26 protein-coding genes are annotated in these 23066 nt (G+C 66.0%); 15 read left to right on the top strand and 11 right to left on the bottom strand.

Annotated elements, in window-relative coordinates; genetic code table 11:
- The first annotated feature begins 59 nt into the window (after window positions 1-59).
- The 3 genes from R5H32_RS03595 to R5H32_RS03585 all read left to right on the top strand — a co-directional run bounded on the left by R5H32_RS03595 (window position 60) and on the right by R5H32_RS03585 (window position 2441).
- The gene (locus R5H32_RS03595) at window positions 60-1049 is read left to right on the top strand and encodes an adenosine deaminase (RefSeq protein ID WP_318337307.1); all 990 of its coding nucleotides are present in this window, start codon (window positions 60-62) and stop codon (window positions 1047-1049) included.
- Window positions 1042-1674: a uracil phosphoribosyltransferase gene (gene upp / locus R5H32_RS03590; protein WP_318337306.1), complete on the top strand. Its 633-nt coding sequence runs from the start codon at window positions 1042-1044 to the stop codon at window positions 1672-1674. Before R5H32_RS03595 ends, upp begins: the two co-directional genes overlap by 8 nt.
- An 86-nt stretch (window positions 1675-1760) precedes the next feature.
- The gene (locus R5H32_RS03585; protein WP_318337305.1) at window positions 1761-2441 is read left to right on the top strand and encodes an SPOR domain-containing protein; all 681 of its coding nucleotides are present in this window, start codon (window positions 1761-1763) and stop codon (window positions 2439-2441) included.
- Here the strand turns inward: R5H32_RS03585 and R5H32_RS03580 are convergent.
- Window positions 2438-3457, bottom strand: a complete 1020-nt coding sequence (locus tag R5H32_RS03580) for a hypothetical protein (RefSeq protein ID WP_318337304.1) — start codon at window positions 3455-3457, stop codon at window positions 2438-2440. The two genes, R5H32_RS03585 and R5H32_RS03580, sit on opposite strands and share 4 nt — an antisense overlap.
- Window positions 3458-3617: 160 nt before the next feature.
- The gene (locus R5H32_RS03575; RefSeq protein ID WP_318337303.1) at window positions 3618-5243 is read right to left on the bottom strand and encodes an AMP-binding protein; all 1626 of its coding nucleotides are present in this window, start codon (window positions 5241-5243) and stop codon (window positions 3618-3620) included.
- 95 nt (window positions 5244-5338) lie between these two features.
- Here R5H32_RS03575 and R5H32_RS03570 point away from each other — a divergent pair, with 95 nt between their 5' ends.
- Both R5H32_RS03570 and R5H32_RS03565 read left to right on the top strand, forming a co-directional pair.
- A complete protein-coding gene (locus R5H32_RS03570) occupies window positions 5339-6262 on the top strand; it encodes a DMT family transporter (RefSeq protein WP_318337302.1) in 924 nt (307 codons plus the stop codon).
- A gap of 11 nt (window positions 6263-6273) precedes the next feature.
- A complete protein-coding gene (locus R5H32_RS03565; RefSeq protein WP_318337301.1) occupies window positions 6274-6930 on the top strand; it encodes a sulfotransferase family 2 domain-containing protein in 657 nt (218 codons plus the stop codon).
- 63 nt (window positions 6931-6993) lie between these two features.
- Here the strand turns inward: R5H32_RS03565 and R5H32_RS03560 are convergent, their stop codons facing one another.
- The 8 genes from R5H32_RS03560 to R5H32_RS03525 all read right to left on the bottom strand — a co-directional run bounded on the left by R5H32_RS03560 (window position 6994) and on the right by R5H32_RS03525 (window position 14973).
- Window positions 6994-9195 (bottom strand): 3-hydroxyacyl-CoA dehydrogenase NAD-binding domain-containing protein, encoded by a 2202-nt coding sequence (locus R5H32_RS03560; RefSeq protein WP_318337300.1) that lies wholly within the window; start codon window positions 9193-9195, stop codon window positions 6994-6996.
- Window positions 9192-9665 carry a cupin domain-containing protein gene (locus tag R5H32_RS03555; RefSeq protein ID WP_318337299.1) on the bottom strand — a complete coding sequence of 158 codons (474 nt, stop codon included), beginning with the start codon at window positions 9663-9665 and terminating at the stop codon, window positions 9192-9194. The genes R5H32_RS03560 and R5H32_RS03555 overlap by 4 nt, the downstream gene beginning before the upstream one ends.
- Window positions 9666-9812: 147 nt before the next feature.
- A complete protein-coding gene (locus tag R5H32_RS03550) occupies window positions 9813-11024 on the bottom strand; it encodes an acetyl-CoA C-acetyltransferase (protein WP_318337298.1) in 1212 nt (403 codons plus the stop codon).
- 12 nt (window positions 11025-11036) lie between these two features.
- Entirely contained in the window at window positions 11037-11675 is a 639-nt protein-coding gene (locus tag R5H32_RS03545) for a glutathione S-transferase (RefSeq protein ID WP_318337297.1), read from the bottom strand.
- Window positions 11676-11945: 270 nt separating this feature from the next.
- Window positions 11946-12158, bottom strand: a complete 213-nt coding sequence (locus R5H32_RS03540) for a hypothetical protein (protein ID WP_318337296.1) — start codon at window positions 12156-12158, stop codon at window positions 11946-11948.
- A 71-nt stretch (window positions 12159-12229) separates the two neighbouring features.
- Window positions 12230-14005, bottom strand: coding sequence for an acyl-CoA dehydrogenase C-terminal domain-containing protein (locus R5H32_RS03535; RefSeq protein WP_318337295.1), 1776 nt, complete (start codon window positions 14003-14005; stop codon window positions 12230-12232).
- 21 nt (window positions 14006-14026) lie between these two features.
- Window positions 14027-14419 carry a MerR family DNA-binding transcriptional regulator gene (locus R5H32_RS03530; RefSeq protein WP_318337294.1) on the bottom strand — a complete coding sequence of 131 codons (393 nt, stop codon included), beginning with the start codon at window positions 14417-14419 and terminating at the stop codon, window positions 14027-14029.
- 182 nt (window positions 14420-14601) lie between these two features.
- Window positions 14602-14973: a MerR family DNA-binding transcriptional regulator gene (locus R5H32_RS03525; protein WP_318337293.1), complete on the bottom strand. Its 372-nt coding sequence runs from the start codon at window positions 14971-14973 to the stop codon at window positions 14602-14604.
- 311 nt (window positions 14974-15284) lie between these two features.
- On the opposite strand from R5H32_RS03525, the gene R5H32_RS03520 reads away from it, so the two are divergent.
- The 10 genes from R5H32_RS03520 to R5H32_RS03480 all read left to right on the top strand — a co-directional run bounded on the left by R5H32_RS03520 (window position 15285) and on the right by R5H32_RS03480 (window position 21774).
- Window positions 15285-15719, top strand: coding sequence for a PaaI family thioesterase (locus R5H32_RS03520; RefSeq protein WP_318337292.1), 435 nt, complete (start codon window positions 15285-15287; stop codon window positions 15717-15719).
- Window positions 15716-16231, top strand: coding sequence for a PaaI family thioesterase (locus R5H32_RS03515; RefSeq protein ID WP_318337291.1), 516 nt, complete (start codon window positions 15716-15718; stop codon window positions 16229-16231). The genes R5H32_RS03520 and R5H32_RS03515 overlap by 4 nt, the downstream gene beginning before the upstream one ends.
- Window positions 16224-17528 (top strand): MATE family efflux transporter, encoded by a 1305-nt coding sequence (locus R5H32_RS03510; protein ID WP_318337290.1) that lies wholly within the window; start codon window positions 16224-16226, stop codon window positions 17526-17528. Before R5H32_RS03515 ends, R5H32_RS03510 begins: the two co-directional genes overlap by 8 nt.
- Window positions 17529-18160: 632 nt before the next feature.
- On the top strand, window positions 18161-19387 hold the full coding sequence (locus R5H32_RS03505; protein WP_318337289.1) for a tyrosine-type recombinase/integrase: 1227 nt from the start codon (window positions 18161-18163) through the stop codon (window positions 19385-19387).
- Between the two features lie 342 nt (window positions 19388-19729).
- Window positions 19730-19909, top strand: coding sequence for a helix-turn-helix transcriptional regulator (locus tag R5H32_RS03500; protein ID WP_318337288.1), 180 nt, complete (start codon window positions 19730-19732; stop codon window positions 19907-19909).
- A 99-nt stretch (window positions 19910-20008) separates the two neighbouring features.
- Window positions 20009-20299 (top strand): hypothetical protein, encoded by a 291-nt coding sequence (locus R5H32_RS20960; RefSeq protein ID WP_412098986.1) that lies wholly within the window; start codon window positions 20009-20011, stop codon window positions 20297-20299.
- Window positions 20296-20427 carry a hypothetical protein gene (locus R5H32_RS03495; protein WP_318337287.1) on the top strand — a complete coding sequence of 44 codons (132 nt, stop codon included), beginning with the start codon at window positions 20296-20298 and terminating at the stop codon, window positions 20425-20427. Before R5H32_RS20960 ends, R5H32_RS03495 begins: the two co-directional genes overlap by 4 nt.
- Window positions 20424-20702, top strand: coding sequence for a hypothetical protein (locus R5H32_RS03490; RefSeq protein WP_318337286.1), 279 nt, complete (start codon window positions 20424-20426; stop codon window positions 20700-20702). Before R5H32_RS03495 ends, R5H32_RS03490 begins: the two co-directional genes overlap by 4 nt.
- A gap of 86 nt (window positions 20703-20788) precedes the next feature.
- A complete protein-coding gene (locus R5H32_RS03485) occupies window positions 20789-21223 on the top strand; it encodes a hypothetical protein (protein WP_318337285.1) in 435 nt (144 codons plus the stop codon).
- Window positions 21224-21288: 65 nt separating this feature from the next.
- Window positions 21289-21774, top strand: a complete 486-nt coding sequence (locus R5H32_RS03480; protein ID WP_318337284.1) for a helix-turn-helix transcriptional regulator — start codon at window positions 21289-21291, stop codon at window positions 21772-21774.
- Window positions 21775-21986: 212 nt separating this feature from the next.
- Here R5H32_RS03480 and R5H32_RS03475 read toward each other — a convergent pair whose 3' ends face one another.
- The gene (locus R5H32_RS03475) at window positions 21987-22775 is read right to left on the bottom strand and encodes an SDR family NAD(P)-dependent oxidoreductase (RefSeq protein ID WP_318337283.1); all 789 of its coding nucleotides are present in this window, start codon (window positions 22773-22775) and stop codon (window positions 21987-21989) included.
- Between the last annotated feature and the right edge of the window lie 291 nt (window positions 22776-23066).

Raw genomic sequence — 23066 nt, 5'->3', positions numbered from 1 at the left:
CCGGGGTGCAGCGCGCGTACAGCCGCCGTACAGCCAACGTCCCGACACGAGGGGCGCGCATGAGTGGCCTGCTGCCCAAGGTAGAACTGCACCTGCATCTCGAAGGTGCCGCCCCGCCCTCCTTCATCCGCGGCCTCGCCGCCGAGAAGAAGGTCGATATCGCGCGCATCTTCGACGAGCGGGGCAACTACGCCTACGACGACTTCTGGCACTTCCTGAAGGTCTACGAGGCGGCGACCGAGCCGCTGAAGACGCCGGAGGATTACCACCGGCTGACGCTCGCGGTGCTCGAGGAAAGCGCGGCGGCGGGCGTGATCTATTCCGAGACCTTCCTCAGCCCGGATTTCTGCGGCGGCCGCGATCTCTCGGCCTGGCGGGAATACCTTCACGCGATCCGCGAGGCGGCGGACCTCGCCGAACGGCGCGACGGGATCGTGCTCAGGGGCATCGTCACGCCGATCCGGCATTTCGGCCCCGAGAAGGCGAAGGAGGTGGCGCTCTGCGCCGCCGAGACGGCGGGCGACTGGGTTGTCGGGTTCGGCCTCGGTGGTGACGAAAAATCAGGCAAACCCAAGGATTTCGCCTGGGCTTTTGATGCAGCCCGCGAGGCCGGGTTGCGGCTCACCGCCCATGCCGGCGAATGGGGCGGGCCGGAGAGCGTCCGCGACGCGCTTCGTGACCTCAATGTGGAGCGGATCGGCCACGGCGTCCGCGCCATCGAGGATCTGGCGCTCGTGGACGAGCTTGCCGAGCGGGGCATCGTGCTCGAGGTCTGCCCGGGGTCGAACATCGCGCTCGGCCTCTATCGAGACTGGCGGTCCCATCCGATCCACGCGTTGCGCGAGCGCGGCGTCAAGGTGACCGTCTCGACCGATGACCCGCCCTTCTTCCACACCACGATGGCGCGCGAATACGACCGTCTGGCCACGGCCTTCGACTGGGACGAGGGCGTCTTCGACGAGATCGCGAAAACATCGGCCAAGGCCGCGTTCTGCGATGAGAAAACGCGCGAAAACATACTGAAGAGACTGGAGAAAGCGCATGCTTGAGCATCTGACCGTCGTCACCCATCCGCTCGTCCAGCACAAGCTGACGATCATGCGCGAAAGGGAAACCTCGACCAATTCCTTCCGCCGGCTCCTGCGCGAGATCAGCCAGCTCCTGGCTTACGAGATCACCCGCGAGATGGAGATGGGAACGAAGCGGATCGAGACGCCGCTCTGCGCGATGGACGCGCCGGTGATCACCGGCAAGAAGCTCGCGCTGATCTCGATCCTGAGGGCCGGGAACGGGCTTCTCGACGGGGTGCTGGAGCTCATCCCGGCGGCGCGGGTGGGCTTCGTCGGGCTTTACCGTGACGAGAAGACGCTTCAGCCGGTGCAGTATTACTACAAGGTTCCGACCGAGCTCGAGGACCGGCTGGTGATCGTGCTCGACCCGATGCTCGCGACCGGCAACTCCTCGGCCGCGGCGGTGGAACTGCTGAAGAAGTCGGGGGCGAACAACATCCGCTTCATGTGCCTTCTGGCCGCGCCGGAGGGCATTGCCCGGATGAAGGAGGCGCATCCGGATGTGCCGATCGTGACGGCGGCGGTGGATGAGCGGCTGAACGAACATGGCTATATCGTGCCCGGCCTAGGGGATGCGGGAGACCGCATGTTCGGCACCAGATAGGGCTTTGTCCTTTACGTTTCCGGTGGCCTTTGGCATCCTGCCGGGACCAAGAACCGAGGCGGGCAATGCAGGTAAAAAGGCAGGTCTTGGCGACCGCTCTTGTGACGTTCCTCACGGCGGGCGGCGCCATTGCGCAATCGGGCACGGAGCCTCACGCTCCGTCGGAGGAGCCGCCGGCGGGCTTTGAAGGGCATCGCTACGTCGACACGGCGGGCTGCGTCTTCCTGCGCGAGGACGCCGGCGGGACGGTGGCATGGAAGCCCCGGCTCGCGCGCGACCGCACGCCGATCTGCGGCGATGAGCCGACCTTTCCCGATGGTCCACCGGCGGAGCTGCTGACGGCGAAAACGCCCGAAACCGAGGCGCCCGAGATCGAGGCGCCCGAGATCGAGGCGCCAGAGGCCGAGCCGCAGGTTGCCGAGTCGGCCGAGGCCGAAGCGCCTGCGGTGGCGGAGCCGGTCGAGCCGGAACCGGCCGCCGTCGCCGAGCCGGAGGTCCGGGTCGGGGAGATCGCATCGCTCTCGCGCGCGGAGGCGGCGGGCGGACGCTATATTCAGGTGGGCGCCTTCGTCGGAATGCCGCGGGTCGATCGCGCGGCCGCCCGGCTTTTCGAGCTCGGCTTTGGTGCGGCCGTGGTCGAGGAGCGCGCGAGGGGACGGAAGATAAATACCGTACTCGCCGGGCCGTTCGATGACCCCGACGCGCTTGCCGCCGCGCTGCAGATGGTGCGCAGGGCGGGCTTCAGCGACGCCTTCCCGCGCCCCTAGTTGGCACAGATCCCCTGAAGCGCGACCCAGTCGCTGTCCGACAGTATCGGACCGGGCGGGACAATCTTGCGGAACGGGTCGGCCTCGATCAGGCCGAGCACGCTCTCGCCGCTCGGGTCGAGCATGTAGGCGTAGGGCGTGGCGGGCAGGCCCGCGGCCGCGAACCGCTTCAGGAGCCCTTGGTCCGCGACCGGCGCGGGAGCGCGGGCCAGGAGGCGCTCGCCGTAGCCGTCGAGCGCGCTTGCGGGCAGGTCGCCCGTGGTGAGAAGCGCCAGCGTCGCCCGCAGCCCGGCATGGTCAAGGACTTCGATCATCGGGTCGTCGGCAAGCAGCCGCTGACTTTCCGCGAGAATCGCGCCGGCGGCGGGTTCGGGCGTGTCCTGTGCCTCGATCAGCGGCCGGGCGACGAGAATCAGGCCGCCGGGCAGGTGCGCCGTGCGCCCGAGCGCCTCGGGCAGGACGATCACGTCACCCGAGGCGCCGACGAGCTGGTTGCGCAGGCGCTGCAGCGCGGCGCGGCCCTCGGGCGAGGCGCAGGCTGGTCCGGTGAGCCGCGTGAGGTCGGCGAGCGCGGCGCGGCCGATCTCCTGGCGCTTGGAGAAGGGGAGCGCCTCGGCGGTGTGGCGAATCAGTGCCTGCGGCATCCAGACGAGGCCGAGCGCGAGGACCGCGACGAGGAGTGCACCGAGGAGGATGCCGCGCAGCCGTCCGGGATGCGGGCGGCGCGCCTCGATCAGGCGGTGGACCTTGGAGATCGCGGCGATCATCGCCTCGTCGTCGATCTCGAGCTCCTCGCCGGCGTCGGGGCCGGGGCTGTAGATCGCCGGGCGGCGGCCGGGATTGCGGCGATGGGTCGCCGGCAACGACCAATGGGTGATCGCGCGGTCGCTGCGGGTCTCGGAAATCACCAGCGTCGCGTCGCCGAAGGATACGATGACCTCGCGCCGTTGCCCGTCGGCGGCGTCGCGCCACAGGCCGGTGCATTCCAGCCGCTGATATTCCTTGAGCGCCGTCATGGGCGGGGCGGGCCTGCTCGCTGCCTCGTTCGCGGTGAGGATAACCGATCGGCGGGGGGCGAACAATCGGGGAGGGCGCGCGTGTGAGTGGCGGCGGGGGGCTGTCTGCCCCCCGCGCCCCCCGAGGATAGTTCGGGCAAGATGAAGGCGCGGGGCGCGCTCAGAGGTCTTTCGCGCGGGCGCGGAGTTCGAATTTCTGGACCTTGCCGGTCGAGGTCTTGGGCAGGTCGCAGAAGACGATCTTCTTCGGGGTCTTGAAGCCGGCGAGCCGGGTGCGGACGAAGGCTATGAGGTCGGCCTCGGTCGCCTCGCGCCCCTCCTTCAGCTCGACGAAGGCGCAAGGCACCTCGCCCCATTTGTCGTCCGGTTTCGCCACCACCGCGCAGAGCGACACCGCGGGGTGGTGCATCAGCGCGCCCTCGACCTCGACCGAGGAGACGTTCTCGCCGCCCGAGATGATGATGTCCTTGGCGCGGTCGGTGATCTTGATGTAGCCGTCCTCGTGCTGGAAGGCGATGTCGCCGGAGCGGAAGAAGCCGCCCTTGAACGCCTCGGCCGTGGCCTTGGGGTTGCGGTAGTAGCCCTTCATCACCGCGTTGCCGCGGATCGCGATCTCGCCCACGGTCTGGCCGTCGCGCGGCACCGGATGGCCCTTCTCGTCGTGGACGGTGATGTCCTCCATCATCGGCATCAGGACCCCGGTGCGGGCCTTGATCGCCGCGCGCTCCTCCTGCGGCAGCGCGTCCCAGTCGCCGCGCCAGATGCATTCGGTGACATGGCCGTAGGTCTCGGTCAGGCCATAGACCTGGGTGACGCGGAAGCCCAAGGGCTCGATCGCGGCGAGGGTCGCGGCGGGAGGCGGCGCGCCGGCGGTGTAGACCTCGACCACGTGGTCGAAGCTGCGGCGGTCGCCGTCCTTCGCGTTGATGATCGAGTTGAGCACGATCGGCGCGCCGCCGAAATGGGTGACGCCCTCGTCGGCGATCGCGTCGTAGATGTTCTTCGCCGTGACGTCCCGGCAGCAGACGATGGTGCCGCCGACCGCGGGCATGGCCCAGGTGTGACACCAGCCGTTGCAGTGAAAGAGCGGCACGATGGTGAGGTAGACCGGATGGATGCCGACCTTCCAGCTCACCGCCGTGCCCATCGCGAGCAGGTAGGCGCCGCGGTGGTGGTAGACGACGCCCTTCGGCCGCCCGGTCGTGCCGGAGGTGTAGTTGAGCGCGAGGCTTTCCCATTCGTCCTCGGGCATCTTCCACGGCGCCGAGGCGTCGCCCGTGGCGAGAAGCGCCTCGTAGTCGGTGTAGCGGCCGCTTGCCGGATGGCCGGCGTGCGGGTCGGGAACCTCGATGATCTCGGGCGCCGGCCCCTCCATCAGCGCGACCGCCTCTTCGGCGAGCGGCAGGAACGCGGTATCGACGAGCGCGAGCTTCGCCTGGCCGTGGCCGAAGATGTAGCCGACCGTGTCGGCATCGAGCCGGGTGTTGATCGTGTTGAGGACCGCACCCGCGGCGGGCACGCCGAAATGCGCCTCGGCCTGGGCGGGCACGTTCGGCAGGAGCGTGGCGACGACGTCGCCCGGCGCGATGCCGCGCGCCGCGAGCGCCGAGGCGAGCCGGCTCACCCGGTCATGGTACTCGGCGTAGCTGCGCCGGGTCGCGCCATAGACCAGCGCGGTATGGCCCGCGAACACATCCGCCGCCCGCGCGAGGAAGGAGAGCGGCGTCAGCGGCACGAAATTCGCCGCATTGCGTTCCAGCCCGGTTTCGTCCGCCATCCAGCCCATTTGGTCCTCCCCGACCGGTTCCGTGTCGCTAACGGGCGCGATTATTGCCGATGGCTGCGATTGTTGGGAAGCGCGAACCGACATCCGGAGACATCATGGCGACCGCGACGATCATGCCCGAGACCAACCGCACAATGCTCGCCGCCGTCGCGATCCTCGGCTATGCGCTGGCGATCGGGTATACCGACAACTACGTGCAGGTGATCGCGCGCGAGGCCGGGCTCTGGCAGTTCCACGCGACCCGCACCGTGATGGCCTTCGCGATCGTGGCGCTGGTGGCGGTGCCGCTCGGTCTCAGGCTCCTGCCGAGGAAGCCCGGAGCTGTCGCCTTGCGCAGCGCGATCCACGGGGTCGCGATGTTCATCTATTTCGGCTGCCTCGCCTTCCTGCCGGTGGCGACCGTGGCGGCGGGGCTCTTCACCGCGCCGATCTTCACGCTGCTGATCTCGCGCTTCGCCTTCGGCATCCCGATCGGCCCGTTCCGGATCGCCGGCGTCGTGCTCGGCTTCGCCGGGGCGATTCTCGTGCTCGGGCCGGGGCAGGGCGGCGCGATCGGCCTGGCGACGGTGCTGCCGATCGCGGCGGGCGCGCTCTATGCGCTTGGCAATATCGCGACGCGGCAATGGTGCGAGGGCGAGAGTGCCGAGACGCTGCTTCTGGGCTTCTTCGCGATGCTCGGGTTCCTCGGCCTGATCGGCTGCGCGGTGCTGGCGCTCTGGCAACCCGCGGTGCCGGAGGGCGCGGACGGGTTCATCCTGCGCGGGCTGGTCTGGCCCTCGCCGGATTTCCTCTTCTGGACCTTCGTGCAGGCGGCCGGATCGCTGATCGGCGTCGGGCTGATGATCAAGGCCTACCAGATCGCCGAGGCGAGCCGGGTGGCGATCTTCGAATATGTGATCCTGCCGGCCTCGGCCTTCTGGGCCTTCGTGCTCTGGGGCGATGTCCTCGACCTGCGGGCGGTGGCCGGGATCGGCCTGATCTTCGCGGCGGGCCTTATCATCGCGCTCCGGGGGCGCTAACCTCCGGCGCCATGATCCTGTCGCGCGGCCGCCGCTACATCTTCATCCATATCCCGAAGACCGGCGGCACGGCGCTGGCGCTCGCGCTCGAGAGCCGGGCGATGAAGGACGACGTGCTCGTGGGCGATACGCCGAAGGCGAAGCAGCGCCGGCGCCGGCTGAAGGGCGTCGAGACCGCCGGGCGGCTCTGGAAGCACGCGACGCTCGCCGATATCGAGGGGCTGGCGAGCCCCGACGAGATCGCGGCGTTCTTCGTCGTCACGCTCGTGCGCAACCCCTGGGATCGGGTGGTGAGCTATTACCACTGGCTGAAGGCCCAGAGCTTCGACCATCCCGCCGTGACGCTCGCGCGGCGGCGCGATTTCAGCGGCTTTCTGAACGCCCCCGAAACGCGCGCGGCGCTCGCCGGCCACCCCTATGCGCGCTATGTCACGACCGGGGCGGGCCGCGAACGCTGCGACCTTTTCCTCCGTCTCGAGCATCTGGGCGAGGACATCCGCCCGTTCGAGACGCATCTCGGCTTCCGCCTCGCGCCGCTGGCCGTCGCCAATGCGTCCGACCGCGCCCGCGACTGGCGCCGCTACTACAGCGACGCGGATGCCGGCACGGTCGCGGATGTCTGCGCCGCCGACATCAAACGCTTCGGCTACACCTTCGAGCCGTCCTGATCTTCTTCATTTCGAAAATACCCCACGGGGGTCCGGGGGTGTGAAACCCCCGGCTTCGCCCTCTCAGGCGGCGCTGGCCTCCGAAGCGAAGCGCCCGTAGAAGCCCTCGCCCTTCGCCGCCATGTCCCGCAGCAGCTTCGGTGCTCCGAACCGCGCGCCATGCGCCGCCTCGAGCCCTTCGCAGATCGCGACCGCCCGCTCCGCCCCGATCATGTCCAGCCAGGAGAACGGCCCGCCCGACCAGGGCGCGAAGCCCCAGCCGAGGATCGCGCCGACATCGCCCTCGCGGATATCCTCGAGCACGCCCTCTTCCAGCGCCCGCACCGCCTCCAGCACCTGCGCCATCATCAGCCGGTGCTGGACCTGGGTCAGGTCCGGCTGCGCCCCGGCGACGGGCCAGCTCGCCGCGAGCCCCTCCCAGAGCCCGGTGCGGCCGCCCTTGTCGTCATAGGCATAGAACCCGGCACCCGCCTTGCGGCCCAAGCGCCCCTTGTCGGCCATCGCGAAGAGCACCTCGTCGACTGCGCTGTCGGGGTAGGCCGCGCCCATCGCCGCCTTCGTCGCCTTCGCGATCTTCACGCCGAGGTCGATCGAGGTCTCGTCGACAAGCTGCAAGGGCCCGAGCGGGAAGCCGAGGAGCTTGGCCGCGTTCTCGACCAGCGCCGGCTCCACCCCCTCGGCCACCATGCGGATGCCCTCGTTGATGTAGGGGATGATGCAGCGGTTGGCGTAGAAGAAGCGCGCGTCGTTGACGACGATCGGGGTCTTGCGGATCTGGCGCACGAAATCGAGCGCCTTGGCCACCGCGACGTCGCCGGTCTCCTTGCCCTTGATGATCTCCACCAGCATCATCTTGTCGACCGGCGAGAAGAAGTGGATGCCGATGAACTGCCCGGGCCGCGTCGAGGCCTTCGCGAGGTCCGTGATCGGCAGCGTCGAGGTGTTGGTGGCGAAGACCGCGCCTTCGGGGATCACCGCCTCGGCCTTGGCCGTCACCTCTGCCTTCACGCCCATGTCCTCGAACACCGCCTCGACGATGAGGTCGCAGCCGGCAAGCGCGGCGTAGTCGTTGGTGGCGGTGATCCGGCCGAGCACCTCGGCCTTCTTCTCCGCCGTGACCTTGCCCCGCTTCATGCCCTTGTCGAGAAGCCCGTCGGAATAGGCCTTGCCCCTGTCGGCGGATTCCTGGCTCGCGTCGATCAGCACCACCTCGATGCCGGCATTGGCCGAGACATAGGCGATGCCCGCGCCCATCATGCCGGCGCCGAGCACGCCGACCTTCGCCACCTTCTGGTCCGCGACGGCGGGCCGGTTCGCGCCCTTCTCCAAGGCCTCCTTGTTGAGGAACAGCGACCGGATCATGGCCGACGACGAGGGGTTCATCAGGATTTGCGTGAACCAGCGCGCCTCGATCTTCAGCGCGGTGTCGAAGGGCACCATCGCGCCCTCGTAGACCGCCGAAAGAAGCGCCTTGGCCGCCGGGTAGACGCCTTGCGTCTTGCCGAGCACCATCGCGCTCGCACCGACGAAGGTCATGAAGCCCGCCGGGTGGTAGGGGGCACCCCCCGGCATCTTCCAGCCCTTCTGGTCCCAGGGCTTGACGATCTCGGCGTCGGTCGCCACGAGCACCCATTCCTTGGCGCGCTTCAGGAGGTCTTCCGGCGCCACGACCTCGTCGATCAGCCCGGAGGCCTTGGCCTTCTTCGGATCGAGCATCTTGCCTTCCAGGAGCACCGGTGCCGCCGCCATCGCGCCGACCATGCGGGAAAATCGGGTGGTGCCGCCGCCGCCGGGGAAGAGGCCGACGAGGATCTCGGGCAGGCCGATCTTCGCCTTCGGATTGTCCGCCATGATCCGGCGGTGACAGGCGAGCGCCACCTCGGTGCCGATCCCCGCGCAGGTGCCGGGGATGGCGCAGACCACGGGCTTGCCGCCCTTGAGGGTCTTGGGATCCATCCCGGCGTGTTCGAGCTTTCGCAGGATATGGTGGCCCGACATGGTGAAATCGAAGAGCGCCTGCGCCGGATCGTCACCCGCCTCCTCGCGGATCGAGGCGAGTACGTTGAGGTCCATGCCTCCGGCGAAGTCCTTCTTTCCGGAGGTGATGATGATGCCCTTGACCTTGTCGTCGGACAGGGCCTTGTCGACCATCTCGTCGACCAGCCCGAAGGCCTCGCGGGTCATCACGTTCATCGACTTGCCGGGCACGTCCCAGGTGAGGGTGGCGACGCCGTCGGCGTCCACGGAATAGGTGAAGTCGCTCATGTTCTGTCTCCCTGGTAGGGCGTGCCGTCCTTGTGGGTGAAGGTCGCCTTGCCGTCCTTCAGCTCCACTTCCAGATCGACATCGGAATAGGTGGCTTTTTCGGGGTTCATGCGGGAGCCGATCACGAGGAACCGTGCCTCCCGGTCGGTCCGGTTGATGAAGTGATGGCCGTTCGGGTCGCCGGCCGGGAAGGCCGCGCAGTCGCCCACCCGCATCACCGTCTCGCCCGCGTCCTGCACGAGCGTGCATTCGCCTTCTGTAACCATCACGAACTCATCCTCGCGGTGGTGCCAGTGGCGCAAAGACGAGAGGGCGCCGGGCGCGAGGATCACCTCGTTCGCGCCGAACTGGGTCAGCCCGCCCGCGTCGCCGAGGCGGAGCGAGGAGCGCCCCGCCATCTGACAGGCATAGGGCTCGGGGTAGATGGAGCCGGTCTTGACCGGAACCTTCGACTTGTCGATCACGGGCATGGCTCAACTCCTGTCGGAAAGGCGGCCCCCCGCCCCCATCCCCTCCCCACGAGGGGGAGGGGAGGCGAGAGCGTCGGGGTGTGCGCTTCCCTCCCCCTCGTGGGGAGGGAGAGGGTGGGGGGTGGTCCGGGCGGTGACGGGCATCGGTCAGACCCGCTCGATGATGGTGGCCGCGCCCATGCCGGAGGCGATGCAGAGCGTGGCGAGACCGGTGCCTTTGCCGGAGCGTTCGAGCTCGTCCAGAAGCGTTCCGATGATGATCGCGCCGGTAGCGCCGAGGGGATGCCCCATCGCGATCGAGCCGCCGTTGACGTTGACCTTCGAGCTGTCCACGTCGAAGGCCTGCATGAAGCGCAGGACGACCGAGGCGAAGGCCTCGTTCACCTCGAAAAGGTCGATGTCGGAGACCTTCATGCCCGAGTCCTTCAGGATCTTTTCCGTCACCGGAACGGGGCCCGTCAGCATGATCGTCGGATCGGTGCCGATCTTCGCGGTCGCTCGGATCCGGGCGCGGGGTTTCAGCCCGTGCGCCGCGCCGAACTCCCCGTTGCCGATGAGGAGCGCGGCCGCGCCGTCGACGATGCCGGAGGAGTTGCCGGCATGGTGGATGTGGTTGATCCGCTCCAGATGGGGATATTTCATCAGCGCGATCTTGTCGAAGCCGGGCATGACCTCGCCCATGTCCCGGAAGCTCGCCTTGAGGGCGCCGAGGGTCTGCATGTCGGTGCCGGGGCGCATGTATTCGTCATGGTCGAGAATCGGCAGCCCGTTCTGGTCGCGGATCGTCACGATGGACTTCGCAAAACGCTTGTTTTCCCAAGCCTTTGCGGCGCGATTTTGAGATTCCACGGCAAGTGCGTCGGCCTCGTCGCGGGTGAAGCCGTATTCCGTCGCGATGATGTCGGCCGAGATGCCCTGCGGTACGAAATAGGTCTTCATCGCGAGGCTCGGATCGACGGCGATCGCCGCCCCGTCCGAGCCCATCGCGACGCGGCCCATCATCTCGACCCCGCCGGCGATGTAAGCTTGGCCGGCGCCGCCCTTCACCTGGTTGGCGGCGAGGTTCACCGCCTCCATGCCGGAGGCGCAGAAGCGGTTGATGGCGAGGCCGGGAATGCGCTCGTCGAGATCGGAGAGCAGGACGGCGGAGCGCGCGAGGCAGCCGCCCTGTTCGCCCACCTGCGTGACATTGCCCCAGATCACGTCCTCGACCGCGTGGCCGTCGAGCCCGTTGCGCTCCTTCACCGCGTTCAGGATCTTCGCCGAGAGCGCGACGGAAGTCACCTCGTGCAGGCTGCCATCGGCGCGGCCCTTGCCGCGGGGCGAGCGGACGGCGTCGTAGATAAAGGCTTCGGTCATAAAGTCCTCCGGTCAGTTCGGCGCCCGGTCGGCGGGATTGCCGGGCATCAGGTCATAGGGGTGCTTCCAGCCGGGCAGGGCGGAGATGTTGCCCAGCCAGCGGTCGATTTCGGGCCAATCCTTCCGCGCGAAGCCGAAGGGCTCGGGATAGTAGAGGTAGCCGCAGGCCGAGATGTCGGCGATGGTCGGGCCCGCGCCGACGATCCAGTCGCGCGACTTCAGATGGGTGTCGAGCGTTGCGCAGGCGGTTTTCAGGCGCGCCTGCAGGAAGGCGATGACCTCCTTCGGGCGCTTCGCCTCGGGCAGGAAATTCATCAGGAAGCGGGTGGTGCCGGCCTGGGAGGACATCTTGTGATTGTCCCAGAGCACCCAGCGCAGCACCTCTTCTGCCTCGCCCGCGGCGCCGCCGAGCCGGCCGGTCCGGGTCACGGCGTGGTACATGATCGCGCCGGACTGGCTGATCACCGTGGCCTCCTCCTCGAAGACCGGCACCTCGCCCATCACGTTGAGCTTTCGGAACTCCGGGCTGCGGGTCGCGCCGTTGAAGAAATCGACGAAGACCGGTTCCCAGTCATAGCCCGACAGTTCGAGCGTCAGCGCGGCCTTGTAGGCATTGCCGCTCTCGCCGAAGCAGTGGAGTTTCGCCGTCATGCCGCGCTCCCTTGGCTGGCGGCGGGAGTGGGGGCTTCGCGCCCCCACACCCCCGCGGGGTATTTCCGCAATGAAGAAGAACGGGTTGTTAACCAGAATCGGGCGACCCTTTCCGTGCGGTACAGGCTGGGGAGCCGATGACCGCCAATGGAGAAGTCGCCCCGGTTTTCCCGAGAAGCACCCGCATCGGTCGGGGCGGCGGGGAAGCCGGGGCGCGCCTTCTGCTTCTTCATTGTCCAAATACCCATTCCACCCTCTCCATCCCGCGCCTCACGCCTGCCGGTCCTCGAGCCCGGCCTTGAAGAGCCGCAGACGGTGGCCGAGCGTCTCGGGGTCCGTCACGCTGCCGAAATGCTCGAAGACGAAGGTCAGCGCCTCGTCGGTCGTCAGCCCGGTTTCCGCCGCGAAACGGGTGAGCCTGCGGTAGGCGTCGTTGGTCATCGCGGCGGGGAAGCGGCGGGTCAGGCGCAGGCGTTTCGGCATTCTCGTCTCCGGCGTGGGAGGCGCCCGCCCCCGGCGGGCGCCCGGTCGTGTACGAGGTCTTCGGCGAAAGCTTAGAACGCCTCCGCGGGCAGGGTCATCACAGGTTCGGCACCCGAGCGGATCCGCGCGAGATGGGTCGCGGTCAGCGGCAGCTGGCGTGCCATGTAGTAGCGCCCGGTCGCGAGCTTGGCCTCGTAGAAGGCGCCGTCGGAGGCGCCGTTCGCGAGCGCGGCCTGCGCTGCCTTGGCGGAGCGGGCCCACATCAGGCCGAGGCAGACATGGCCGAAGAGATGCATGAAGTCGTAGGAGCCGGACAGCGCCGCGTTGGGGTTCTTCATGCCCTCGGCCATGAAATACATGCCCGCGGCCTGAAGATCCTTGGAGGCGGCCTTCAGGGGTTCGAGGAAGTCGGCGGCCAGCGCCTCGTCGCCCTCGTTCTCCTTGATGAAGCCCTTCACCATCTCGAAGAAGGCCATCACCGGCTTGCCGCCATCGGCCGCGAGCTTGCGGCCGACGAGGTCGAGCGCCTGAACGCCGTTCGCGCCCTCGTAGATCATGGTGATCCGGGCGTCGCGGGCGAACTGCGACATGCCCTGTTCCTCGATATAGCCGTGGCCGCCGAAGACCTGCTGGGCGTTCACCGCCGCCTCGAAACCCTTGTCGGTCAGGAACCCCTTGATCACTGGCGTGAGGAGCGAGATCAACCCCTCGGCCGCCGCGTCGCCGGTCCGGTGGGCGCGGTCGAGAAGCGCCGCCCCCCAGAGGACGAAGGCCCGCGCGCCCTCGAGGAAGCTCCGCTGGTCCATCAGGTTGCGGCGGATGTCGGGATGGACGATCAGCGGGTCGGCCGGGCCTGAGGGGTTCTCGGCCCCGGTCACGGCGCGGCCCTGGAGCCGCTCCCTGGCATAGGCGACGGCCGCCTGGTAGGCGGGCTCGGCCACCGCGTAGCCCTGGATGCCGACCGCGAGCCGCGCCTCGTTCATCATCGTGAACATCGCCGACATGCCCCGGTGCAGATCGCCGAGAAGATAGCCCACGGCACCGTCGTAGTTCATCACGCAGGTGGCGTTGCCGTGGATGCCCATCTTCTCCTCGATCTTGCCGACCGAGACGCCGTTGCGCGCCCCGAGCGAGCCGTCCTCGTTCACGAGGAACTTCGGCACGATGAAGAGCGAGATGCCCCTGGTGCCCTCGCCGCCGCCCGGCGCCTTGGCGAGGACGAGATGCACGACGTTCTCGGCCATGTCGTGGTCGCCCGCCGAGATGAAGATCTTCTGACCGGTGATCAGGTAGCTGCCGTCGCCCTGCGGCTCGGCCTTCGTGCGGATCTGGCCGAGATCGGTGCCGCAATGCGGCTCGGTCAGGTTCATCGTGCCGGTCCAGTCGAGGCTGATCATCTTCGGCGCATAGGTCGCCTTCTGCGCCTCGGTGCCGTGGGCGAGGATCGTGCCGACCGCGCCGTGGGTCAGGCCCTGGTACATGTTGAAGGCCATGTTGGCGGAGACGAAGATCTCGCCCACCGCCGTATACATGATCGTCGGCAGGTTCTGCCCGCCGTATTCCTCGGGCAGGTCGAGCCCGTTCCAGCCGCCCGCCTTCATCGCCTCGAACGCCGCCTTGAAGCCCTCGGGCGTGTAGACGACGCCATTCTCAAGCCGGCAGCCCTCGCGGTCGCCGCTCGCGTTGAGAGGGGCCAGCACGTCGCGGGCGAGCCTGCCCGCCTCTTCGAGGATCGCCGAGGTGAAATCCGGCTCGAGCTCGCCGTAGCCCGGCACGTCGCTCGACGAGACCTCCAGAACCTCGTTCAGGACGAATTGCATGTCGCGGGTCGGTGCCGTGTAGCTCATGTCGGGTCTCTCTCAGGGTTGTTATTCGGTAATAGCGGCCTTCTCGGCCATTAGCCGGTCGCCCATCTCGATCATCTCGGCGAGTTCCGAGATGAGGACATCGAGGTCGTCGCGCTGGCGCCGCATCTCGGCGAGCCGCTCGCGCGATTTGGCCACGACCTCGCGGATCTGGAGCTGGTGCTGGGCGTCCATGTCGTACAGATCGAGAAGCTGGCGGATATCCTCGAGGCTGAAGCCGAAGCGCTTGCCGCGCAGGATCAGCTTGAGCCGGCCGCGGTCGCGCCGGGTAAAGAGCCGTTTCTGGCCGTCGCGGATCGGGTACAGAAGCTCCTTCGCCTCGTAGAAGCGAAGCGTCCGCGGGGTCACATCGAAGGTCTCGCACATTTCTCGAATGGTCATCAGTGCATCTGTCATCGGTCGCCGTCCCATGGTTGTCGTAACGTCATGGTACGGGAAATTGGTCAGTTGCCCACACCATACAAGTGAAGCTTACGCGCACGTCACTGTAACGTGGCGTCAGAAAAATCGTGACGTAATGTCGTTAATGATTGCCCCAGCGTCAGGGACATTTTCTTAGGCCGCCGAAGGCCCCGGAATCAGCGTTTCAGCGAGTTGGCGGTCTCGTCGCGCAGCGCCTTGAGATCGGCGATGGCCGCGTCCAGCTCGTCACGTTGGCGGGCAAGTTCGGCAAGCTGTCGGTCGGCGAGGTCGATCCAGACCTGGTACTGCTTGTCGGTGCCCTTCGCGTCGTAGAGCAGGAGCCACTGGCGGATTTCCTCGAGACTGAAGCCGAAGCGGCGGCCGCGCAGGATCAGCGTCATCCGCGCCACCTCGCGCGGGGTGTAGAAGCGCGACCGGCCGTCCTTTTGCGGCGCCAGAAGCTCGATGTATTCGTAGTAACGCAATGTGCGCGGCGTGACGTCGAAACGCGCGCACATCTCCTTGAAGCTCAGGCGCTCTTCCGGCATGGCGGTCCTCCTGGCGCGACCCTAGCCGCAGGAGAACCGCCATACAACTCGGATGAGATGTCCGGTCAGGTGACGGGCAAGCGTGCCAAGCCGCCCGGCGCGATGGCCAAAGCGACTAGGGCCGGCACCAGGAAAAGCCGGCGCGGGCGGAGCTGGCCGAGGCGCCAGAGGCCAGGGTGGAAGGGCTCACGTCCGGTCTGGAAATGGCATTGTGCAGTTCAGAATTACTCTGAAAAGGGGAAGATAGCACTTGCGGCGAAATTGGCGAGCGCCAATAAATCGGCCGGCGGGATGATGCGGGGAGCGAGGGCATGAATGAGCAAAAGCAGGCGCTTGCGCGGCAGTTCATCGAGGCGATCCCCTATTCGCGCGCGCTCGGCATGGTGCTCGACGAGATCGGCGACGGGGTGGCGGTGATCTCGATGCCCTATGACGCGCGCATCGTCGGCGACCCGGAGACAGGGGTGATCCACGGTGGCGCGGTCTCGGCCCTGATGGATACCTGCGGCGGGGCGGCGGTGATGAGCCATCCCTCCAATCCCGGCGGCACCGCGACGATCGACCTCAGGATCGACTACATGCGGCCCGCGAAGCCCGGCCAGCGCATCACCGCGCGGGCGGAATGCTACAACATCACCCGCACTGTCGCCTTCGTCCGCGCCACCGCCCATGACGAGGACCTGAGCCGCCCGGTCGCCACCGCGACCGGCGCCTTCACCGTCGAACGCGCGGAGGGAAGGGGATGACGAAGCGGCCGAAACCCGAACCCGTTCAGGTCGTGAAGGAACGCCGCGACGCGGCCCTGCGGGCGATCGTGCAAGGGGTGCCCTTCATCCAGTTCCTCGGCATCGAGTTCGAGCGCCGCGGCGACGAGCTGACCGCCGTTTTGCCCTTCGGCGACCGGCTGATCGGCAATCCGCTCTTGCCGGCACTTCACGGCGGGGCGACGGCGGCCTTTCTCGAGGTCGCCTCGATCATCGAACTGTCGTGGTCGCTGATCTGGGAGGAGATGGAGAGCGGCCGGCTCGACCCCAGGACGCTCGATCCCGGGCATCTGCCGCGGCTGCCGAAGACCATCGACTTCACCGTCGACTACCTGCGCACCGGCCTGCCGCGCGACGCCTATGCGCGGGCGCGGGTGAACCGCTCGGGGCGGCGCTACGCGAGCGTCCATGTCGAGGCCTGGCAGGACAACCGCTCGCGGCTCTTCGCGCAGGCGACCGGGCATTTCCTGATGCCGGGCCGCGGGGATGGATGAGATCACCCACCGGCGCGTCCTGAGGATCGCGCTGCCGATCGTGCTGTCGAACGCCACCGTTCCCTTGCTCGGCGCCGTCGATACCGGGGTGGTCGGCCAGTTGGGGGAGGCGGCGCCGATCGGCGCGGTCGGCGTGGGCGCCGTGGTGCTGGCCTCGATCTACTGGATCTTCGGCTTTCTCAGGATGGGAACCTCGGGCCTCGTCGCGCAGGCGCACGGGAGCAGGGATCCGGCCGAGACCGGAGCCCTGCTAATGCGGGCGCTGATGATCGGTCTTGCGGCCGGGCTGGTCTTCATCCTGCTGCAGGCGCCCCTGTTCCGCGCTGCCTTCGCGCTCGCACCGGCCTCGGAGGAGGTCGAGGCGCTGACCCGCTCCTATCTCGCGATCCGGATCTGGGGGGCGCCCGCGACGATCGCGCTTTATGCGGTCACCGGCTGGCTGATCGCGGTCGAGCGGACGCGCAGCGTGCTGGTGCTGCAGTTCTGGATGAACGGGCTCAACATCGGGCTCGATTTCCTCTTCGTGCTCGGCTTCGGATGGGGCGTCGAGGGCGTCGCGGTGGCGACGCTGATCGCGGAGTGGACCGGGCTCGGGCTCGGGCTCTGGCTCTGCCGGGGGGCGTTCGCGGGCGGCCAGTGGCGCGACTGGGCCCGGGTCTTCGACCGGGCGCGGCTCGCGCGGATGATGCGGGTCAACGGCGACATCATGGTGCGCTCGGTGCTGCTGCAGGCAGCGTTCACGAGCTTCGTCTTCCTCGGTGCCCGCCACGGCGACGTGACGCTCGCCGCGAACCAGGTGCTGCTGCAGTTCCTCGAGATCACGGCCTTCGGCCTCGACGGTTTCGCCTTTGCGGCGGAATCGCTGGTCGGCCAGGCGGTGGGGGCGCGCTCGGCGGTCTCGGTCAGGCGGGCGGCGGTGGTGACGAGCCAATGGGGGATCGGCGGGGCGCTGGCGCTGGGCGCCGGTTTCTGGCTCGCGGGGCCCGCGCTCATCGACCTGATGACGACTGCACCCGAGGTGCGCCTTGCCGCGCGCGACTTCCTGCCCTGGATCGCGCTGGCGCCGGTGATCGGCGTCGCAAGCTGGATGTTCGACGGCATCTTCATCGGCGCAACGCTCTCGCGCGAGATGCGCAATGCGATGCTGGTCTCGGTCGCGATCTATGGCGCGGCGCTCGCGGTCCTGCCGGGGGCCTTCGGCAATCACGGGCTCTGGGCGGCGCTGATGGTGCTCAACGTCGCGCGGGGGACGACGATGGCGCTGCTTTACCCGAGGGCCGAGCAGGTGGCGGCCTGAGCGCCGGAGTGGCCTGAGACCGGGATTCCTCCAGCCCCGGTGCTTGTGGAGTGACCACTCTCCTTTGTGGATCATCCCGGATCCACTTTGGCACATCTATGTCGTCGGGGGCGTCAAAATCGTCAAAGACGCGTCGCTCCCGAGAAGGCCAGATGGGGCGGTGTTACTACACATGAGCATCCCCTTCCGCCCCGTTATCGCTGTGAAGATTGCCGCGCCGGGGGGGTACTCTGGATTCGGAGAGGGGATGCTTGGCGCCTGCTTGACCGGGTGGTGCCAAGCAGCGGGGAGGCGAAATTTACGCGCCGGTTTCCCGCGGGCAGGGGTGCCCGGCCTCTTCCCCAGGATTCTGATCGGGCATACCTGTCTGTTTTTTTTACAGCGAACCGGGAACTACGCAACAAGCCCGCTCGCGCGTGCATTGCGGACGTTAATGGCGTGGTTGAAGATGTGGTTGGAAAGATGCCGGCCGGTCGAAAGTTATAGTTTTATGTCAATACCATAGATGCTGGCGGATGAGGTGTCCGCCCCTATAGGTTCCTGAGCATTCCGGACACGTCCAGTAACGGTTTGAAATTGCGTTAGTAATCGTCTTGTGGGTTCCGCTGGCATCCCCCATATTCCAGAAATGAATGGGGGATGGAATGGCGGATAACCCTAAGACTACCCTAAAGAGCGGGAAGCATCCCGAGAAGGCGCTTTCTGCGGCCTTCGTCCGCACCGTGACAGAGCCGGGCAAGTATGTCGACGGCCACGGCTTGTTCCTCAAGGTGGACGCTTCAGGCGCGCGGCGATGGGTGCAGCGCATTGTTATTCGTGGCAAGCGGACGGAGATGGGGCTTGGCTCTTACCCTCTGGTCTCATTGACGGAGGCGCGCGAGGCGGCATTCGCAAACCGCAAGCTGGCGCGCGTGGGTGGCGATCCGCTTGCCGAAAAGAGGCGAGAAAAGGCAGTCCCGTCCTTCGAGGAAGCCGCGCGAAAGGTCTACGATCTGCACAAGCCGTCATGGCGCAACGCAAAGCACGCCGCGCAGTTCATTTCGACGCTCGAAACCTATGCCTTCCCGCGCATGGGCAAGACGAAGGTTTCCGACGTGACGACCGCCGACGTTCTCGCCGTTCTCACGCCGATCTGGCTCGACAAGGCCGAGACCGCCCGGCGGGTGCGGCAGCGCATCGGAACCGTGATGAAATGGGCCGTGGCAAAGGGCTGGCGCAACGACAATCCCGCCGACGCGATTTCGCAGGCGCTTCCGAAGCAGGACAAGATAAAGGCGCACCGCAAGGCGCTTCACTATGCCGATGTTGCGGGCTGCATCGAAGCGGTAAAGGCGTCGGGTGCAGATCCGTCAACGAAGTTGGCGCTTGAATTCCTCGTTCTGACTGCGACCCGTTCGGGCGAGGCGCGCGGCGCGCGTTGGGACGAAATCGACACGAAGGCCGGTTCCTGGACCATCCCGGCAAGCCGCATGAAGGCGAAGCGCGATCATGTTGTGCCGCTCTCCAAACGGGCCATTGTCATCCTTGAAGAAGCGCAGAAGTTGGATGCCGGGACCGGGCTCGTTTTTCCCGGCACGAAGAAGGGCAAGCCGCTGTCGGACATGACGCTTTCGAAGCTGGTCAAGGAGCTTGGCTTTGACGCCGACGTGCACGGCTTCCGCACGTCCTTCCGGACCTGGGCGCAGGAGCGGACGAACTATCCCCGCGAAGTGGCCGAAGCGGCGCTGGCGCACACGATCAAGGACAAGGCCGAAGCTGCCTATGCACGCTCAAACCTTTTTGAAAAGCGCCGGAAGATGATGGATACTTGGTCCGGGTTCGTTGCCAAGTCCGACGCAACTATCCATCGGCTCGGTTGACGCTTCACCGATTCAAGCGACCGCTAAATCGCTCCGATTTCATCCCAGATATTCGTGCGATTGGAACGTGCGGCGCTATGGGTTGTGCCGCCAAGATCCACTTTTTTCTAGAATTGCGAGAAAACACGTGAAGCGACCCCCTGCTCCACAGTAGATTCGGACTCGAAGGGACGCTCCCAGAATCGCAGCTACCTTCTGGGAAAGTGAAATGGCCGTCCCCGGCTGCGCCAACAGCCAAAAGGACGGCCTGACAGGTTCGGAATGCTACTCCCTGACACCCGTCCTCTTTCTCGCAAACATGGATCGATTCCGCAATTTCAAATGCGGAGAGAGGAACAACATATGATCGAAAAGCACTACCGCCGCCGAGCCGTCGAAGAAATCACCGGCCTCAGCCGCAGCGCATTGTACGAACTCATGTACAGGGGCGAGTTCCCCCGCCCGGTCAAGCTGACCGCCCGCGCCGTCGCGTGGCCGGAAAGCAAGGTTGCGGAATGGCTTGCCCAGCGCAGCGCCGCATAAACCAACGCCCACACCCCTGAATCACGGGCGCGGGCGCTGGGCTTTGTAGTCAACGTATAGAGCCATACAGCATCGCGCCTTTCATAGAAAGGCTTTCGGATGAAAGTGAACGTCACCCTCTCGGGAGGCGATGGCCCCCGCACATTCCGACTCTGTGGTCGATTGGGTTGGACCCTGTATCAGCTTTTCAAGGCCGGTCAGCGCGGCGTGACGCCGCTCGAATGCCCGGCGCTCAGGTGGTCGAGCTACGTCCACAAGCTCCGTCAAAAGGGCGTCCCGATTGACACCGAGATGGAGGAGCACAGCGGGGCATACAGCGGCCGACACGCACGATACAGGCTCGCTTGCGACGTGTCCCTTATCGTCTCGAACCCGGAGGGCCACGAATGAGCAACGCATTGGACACGCGCCAGTCCCGTCTTGCGGCGCAGATTCGCCGCATCATGGCCAAGCATGGCCTGCCCGAGCCGAGCGCGCGGCTGGTCGCATTCTGGGCCTATGGCGGGAACTGCGAATGACGGCGCGCCTTGATCACCGGGAAACCGCCGACGGCTATCACGGCGTCATTGCCCGTCGCGACGGCGACCGCGTCATCCTTTGCCGGGATGGCATTCAGTGGATACTTCAGAAGCGCATGGCCCCCATCGGGGGCCGTGCTGCGCCGCGATGGCGGGCGCTGGGCTACTTCACCACCCGAGAGGCCCTCGTGCGGCTGTGGCATGCAAAAACCGGGGCCGCCTGTGAGGATCTGGACGCCCTGCCCGAGCGCATCAAGCGGGGGGCGCGGGCATGACGAAGAAACCCTACAAGCACGGCAAGCGCGGCACCGGCAGGCATGTGCAGTTGGCGGAGTATGTGCAGGCAAGCGAAGCCTGGGCGATGATGAAGCCGACGCCGCGCGCGCTCTACATCGAGCTTCGCCGCCGCTTCAACGGCGCGAACAACGGCGACATCTTCCTCTCGGTGCGGGACGCCGCGCGGGCGCTCAACGTGAGCAAGGACACGGCGCACGCCGCGTTCCGAGACCTGATCGCGCGCGGCTTCATCCGGTTGACGGAGGGCGGGCATCTTGGCCCGTCCGGAATCGGCAAGGCGGCGAAGTGGGCGTTGGAGGAGGAACCGACGCGGGATGGCAAACCCGCGACCAAATCGTTCATGCGCTGGCAGGCGGAAAAACAGAACCCCGTCCGAATATCCCGCACACCCCGTCCCGAAATTTCGGACGGTGATAGCGTCAACGGGGCTTCTGGCGGCTCAACGGTCCGAGATTTTCGCACGCTTTCGGCCAATTCGGCGGCGAGCCTGTCCGGATAATTGGGACATATCTACATCTAGCCATAGGCAGAGCGGGCGAGGTTCAATGCAAAGGCGAGGCACGCATGACAGGCGATGACTTGAAACGGGAACGGCTCGAACGTGGGTGGAGCCAGCGCGACCTGGCCCGCCGCGCCGGGCTGCATCATCGCTCGGTGCAGTATTGGGAAGGGCAAGCGGAAATCAATCCACTCGCCCATGCCGTCCAGGCAATCGTGCGGGCGTTCGGCTGGCGAATTTCCCCGCACCAGTACGCACGCGCGCGATATGGGGTCTTAGACCGCGAGGCGGAGCTTGCCGCCATAGACCATTATTTCGCGGGGGCGCTGCGGCGACGGCTGCGCCGGATGGTTAACCGCCGCCTCATCTGCGGAGCCAAGACGCGCAAAGGTACGCCGTGCCGAGCGAAGTCTGAGCCGGGCCGGAAGCGGTGCCGGTTTCACGGGGGCAAGAGCACGGGGCCGAGAACGCCAAAGGGCGTCGCCCGGATTGCCGAGGCACAGCGGCGGCGCTGGGCGCGGTGGCGGGCCGAGCGGGCAGCACCAAAATAATGGCCATGTTTCGAAACCTGTTGGTCCGCTTCGAGCCCATCAGGCCATTTCTGTCTGGCATCTTCGTCATCACGTTCGGTATAGGTGGCGCAATCGATTCATCGGCACCCTGCCCAGACCCCACAGGCTGGAACGCTACGATTGCAGGGGAGAAATCTGGCTCGTGGACGTTTCACAACTCTATGCCCCAACGTTCGACCGAGAGTTTGTTCCTATTTTTCGGCCTCGTGATCTTTCACAATTCTCAACAACCATTCAGGGGCGAAGTACCGCAAATCTGGACGTTTCGCCTCGGCGGCGGCAACAATTTTTTCGACAATGGTTCCTAAGTCCGTGGTTTCCAATTCCTTCAATGTATCTTCGTCCTGTGCCTTCAATGAGTCCAATTGATCGTAGAAGTAGGATTCTTGGCTCATCCAAGAGAACTTGTTGCCCATAATCTGTTGATTAAAACCTGTGTAGTACGGACCAGGCTCGATCAAAGCCACCTGAATATTTGCACCCAGTACATCCATCTCTGCTCGAAGAGCTTCCGCTGCCGCTTCAATCGCATGCTTCGTCATACAGTAAGGCCCCAAGAATGGGACTGACATTCTTCCCACAATTGAGCTGATGAATATGACCGAGCCGCGCCTTCTGGCAATCATTCCCTTAAGGGCCAATTGCGTCAACTCAATGCCCGCAAACACGTTTACTTCAAAATTCTCCCTGACTAGCTCGACATCAACTTCAGCGATTGAGCCAGAATATCCGATGCCCGCGTTGTTGATCAGTACGTCGATCTCTATGTCACGAATCTGTTCGCGGTCTTGCTCCGAAGTTACATCAAGTTTGAAACTCTCCAGTTCAAGCGCATTGGACGCGGCAAAATGTTTCAACTCCTCGGCTTGCATTTCGTCAAAAGTCGTCGCGAATACACGATGGCCATTCCTAGCCAAGGCGATCGACGCCGCTCGACCTAACCCCGTACCGGCGCCCGAAATTAGAACATTCTTTTTCAAGACACTTCCTCCGGAATTTTGTGGACCACGCATCGATTGTGTAAGCTGATCCAACGCCCCCGATACTCACCTCCGAATGCAACGCTGACCATTTCAATTTAGCATGTGTCCTCTCGGATGTCTTGTTTGTCCCGCAAAGCGGACGGGCACGGCTTGCAGACATGGCCAAAACAACCAGAGGAAATCAGTGGCGGGGTGACTATGGACGACCAGGGGTGGGTTCAGTCCCTGTGACCTGCTGGCTCGGGACCGTTGCGAGCTTTGGGCGGGCATAAACCGCAACATTTTTTC

Origin of the sequence: Defluviimonas sp. D31, assembly GCF_033436765.1 — a bacterium.
Taxonomy (GTDB): Bacteria; Pseudomonadota; Alphaproteobacteria; order Rhodobacterales; family Rhodobacteraceae; genus Albidovulum.
This window is presented reverse-complemented; position numbering and strand designations above follow the sequence as displayed.